Here is a 1,067-nt window from a genome sequence, read left to right as displayed (position 1 = left end):
CCGGCGGTCGGCCGCGCTGCCGACCGTGGGCGCGGTCATGAACCGGCTGCGCTCCGCCACCTCGGTCGGCACGCTGCTCGACCGGACCCCGCGCGAGGTCGGCCGTTCCGGCTACGACCGCTGCCTCGTCTCGCGGGTCGAGAACGGCCGCTGGATCGCGCGGGCCGCCTACGTGAAGGACGACGCCGGGCTGGCCGCGGCCATCACCGCGGCGGGCCGGGAGGCACCGCGGCTGCTCGACGGGTCGCTCCTGGAGACCGACCTCGTCCGCCGCAGGCAGCCCGTCCTGGTCACCGACCCGCACCACAACCCGCGGGTCCACCGGGACCTCATCGAGGTCACCGGGACGCGGGCCTACGTCGCCGCGCCCGTGGTGGTGGGTCGCCGGGTCGTGGCGATGATCCACGCGGACGAGAGCAGCTACAGCGCGGTGGTCGACCGGTTCGACCGCGAGCTGGTGGGGCTGCTCGCCGAGAGCCTCGGCTTCGCCGCCGAACGGGCGCTGTACCGGGACCGGCTGACGGTCCTGCGCCGCACGCTCGTCCAGGCGTCGAGCTCGGCGCTCGACCTCGTCGACGAGCTGGTGGGCGGTCTGCCCGCCGCCGAGAGCGCGGCCGACCCCGGCCACGACAGGGAGCTCCTGCCGCACCTGCGGCCCGCGGTGCCTGCCGCCCTGGAGTCGCTGACCGCCCGCGAGCTGGAGGTCCTCGAGCGGATGGCCGCCGGGGACACCAACGGTCAGGTCGCGTCCGCGCTGTTCATCAGCGAGGCGACGGTCAAGGCGCACGTCAAGCACATCTTCCGCAAGCTCAACGCCGCGAACCGCGCCGAAGCCGTGTGCCGCTACCTGCGCGGCTGACGACCCCCGCCAGCAGTCTGCGTACCCCGGCGCCGGCGCCGGGCCTGCGGACGCGTGCTCCCCAGCCCGCGTCGACCAGGTGCAGGTGACCCTCCGCGTCGAGGGTGGCCCGGTAGCCGGGGCGCAGCACGCCGTCCGACACCGCGTCGGCCGTCAGCTCGGGGTCCCGCCAGTACCCGGAGGCCAGCTGCGGGGTCTCGACCAGCAG

General features: G+C 75.4%; 2 protein-coding genes. One reads left to right on the top strand and one right to left on the bottom strand.

Translation table 11 applies throughout. The annotated features are described in order from the left end of the window. Window positions 1-859, top strand: an 859-nt coding sequence (locus tag H5J29_RS33910) for a LuxR C-terminal-related transcriptional regulator (RefSeq protein WP_220188258.1), incomplete at its 5' end; no start/stop codon positions are given. On the opposite strand, the gene H5J29_RS33905 is transcribed toward H5J29_RS33910, so the two are convergent. Further along, on the bottom strand, window positions 810-1,067 hold a 258-nt coding region (locus tag H5J29_RS33905; protein ID WP_181784937.1), incomplete at its 5' end, for an AMP-binding protein. The two genes, H5J29_RS33910 and H5J29_RS33905, sit on opposite strands and share 50 nt — an antisense overlap.

The sequence above is a fragment of the Pseudonocardia pini genome (genome assembly GCF_013870575.1).
GTDB classification, from domain to species: Bacteria; Actinomycetota; Actinomycetes; order Mycobacteriales; family Pseudonocardiaceae; genus Pseudonocardia; species Pseudonocardia pini.
Note: the sequence above shows the minus strand (reverse complement) of the source record. Positions and strands in the feature narration are given on the sequence as shown.